Origin of the sequence: Methanoregula sp. (genome assembly GCF_002835825.1) — an archaeon.
GTDB lineage: Archaea > Halobacteriota > Methanomicrobia > Methanomicrobiales > Methanospirillaceae > Methanoregula.
The window spans coordinates 1-1,797 of the sequence record NZ_PIZH01000417.1 but is presented as its reverse complement, the minus strand read 5'-3'; the positions used below and the strand labels follow the sequence as shown (position 1 = coordinate 1,797).

Genomic DNA, 1,797 nt, shown 5'->3' with positions numbered 1-1,797 from the left:
GTCATAGGTGAGGACATCGCCGTTCCTGAACGTCGTCCAGTCCTGGCCGGTCAGTGTGCTGATGAAGTCAGCAGTATGGGGCTCGCCATTGACCATAATCAGCATATTCTGCCGGTCGAGCGGTTCACCGCCCCGGTGGTAGACATAGATGGTTTTGCTCCAGTTTTCAATAACCACGTTCACTGCAGGTATCTCCTCAGCCTGGGGCTTTGAGATCACCGCAACACCGGCAATTGCGACACCGATAGTAACGACTGCGATGAGCACCGTCATTCCCATCTGCGATGCGGCTGCATGGGAACAGTCCATTTTTTTCATTCAAGAATCCCTCCCAGTCCATGGAATTTGACATAGAAATTAATCCGCTCTGCTTCCAGCAGGATATCGTACGTTGAGCCGGTATAATCCGGGCCGTTGATGATGATGGAGCCGGTCGTCGGCGTCAGGGCCAGCTGGTAAAAAGTTCGGGGAACCCCGCCGGTCTTGTTTGCCGTTTCATCAAACACCTCATACCAGAGGGGGGGGACGAACGGGTCGGAGGATGCCACACTGATGGTCACACTCTTCGTATTGGCAGTGATCGGGGCATAGGGAAGTGCGGTCATGTTGCTGAGCCGGGTCCGTACCTGTACCGGGCTCGTCCCGCCGATGATACCGCTGTTCGAGGGATCGAACACGATTTCATTGATTTTCACTCTCATAATTCCCGTGACATTGTTGTAGGTCATCGTGACTGCCGGGGCGAGTTTGTAGGATGCGCCGTCATCCTGTTCCAGGAAGACGCCCCCCATCTGGTAAAAGTACCGCTGCTGGATCCAGTAGTAATTGTTCGAGGCATATTCAATGGCTCCGAGGGAGACCGCATGACTGCTCTCCTGTTCCGTGTAATCGTACACCGCAATCCCGGTTGCGATCAGGTCATTCGAAGTCCCGGGCTTCGTGAAAATGACCTGCGTGGGATACGAGACAAATGACCTGATACCATAGGTATCGTCCATTAAGTTGACGGTATAGTTCTGGCCTGACGACAGTGCCGCGATATTTGAGTACACGATGAGATTTTCAATCGTGGGTTTGCCGTCCTTGAATACACTCACGGTTATATCGGTCCTGTTGTACTTGTACCCCTCGCTGAAGGTTATGTTGGTGATCTTACCGTCAGGTGCGTACGTTACTGAAGATGGATACAGGTAAAATTCGTACCGCGGCGTCTTGTTCACCGACGCGTACCAGCCGGTCCCGTTCACCCGGATTCCGTAGCCGGTCTGGAGGTTCCCTGCATTCGATATGTTCACCAGAAGTTTCCCGGGCGGATCATACAGGACCAGGGAACCCGGGACCGCGGTTGATGAATAGGTGAAATTCACCGTATCGGTGATCAGGGACCGGGAGGAGACCGTAAGCGTCTCGTTCCGGTGGTTGATGGTGAAGGTGGCGCTGGATGCTATCGGGTTGAGGATCGGCATAATGCGGTTCCCTCCCTGTGTAAAGGAACCCCCGGTCCCAAGGGAGAAGGTACTGGTGATGGAATTCCCCAGCTGATTGTTGCTCCACAGGGCATCAAGGGTGAACTTGTACTGGGTGAATTCATCCTTGACCTCGTTCATGTGCTGGATCTCGTTCTCGCGGCCCTGCGCCGGAACTGCGTACGTAAGGTACAGGGAAAAGGCTGCGGCAATGACACCCAGGATGAGGACAAAACCCACCACCTCCGTCAGTGCCTGCTCGTTCATCCGGAAATTCATGGTATCCCTGCCAAATCGTCATGATTCCTTGCATAAGAGGCGATATAAAGAT

At 53.6% G+C, this 1,797-nt stretch carries 2 protein-coding genes; both read right to left on the bottom strand.

The window, feature by feature from the left end:
* Positions 1 to 309, bottom strand: a 309-nt coding sequence (locus CW742_RS11765) for a type IV pilin (RefSeq protein WP_292420612.1), incomplete at its 3' end; no start/stop codon positions are given.
* 5 nt (positions 310 to 314) lie between these two features.
* A complete protein-coding gene (locus tag CW742_RS11760) occupies positions 315 to 1,745 on the bottom strand; it encodes a hypothetical protein (protein WP_292420610.1) in 1,431 nt (476 codons plus the stop codon).
* Positions 1,746 to 1,797 lie beyond the last annotated feature (52 nt).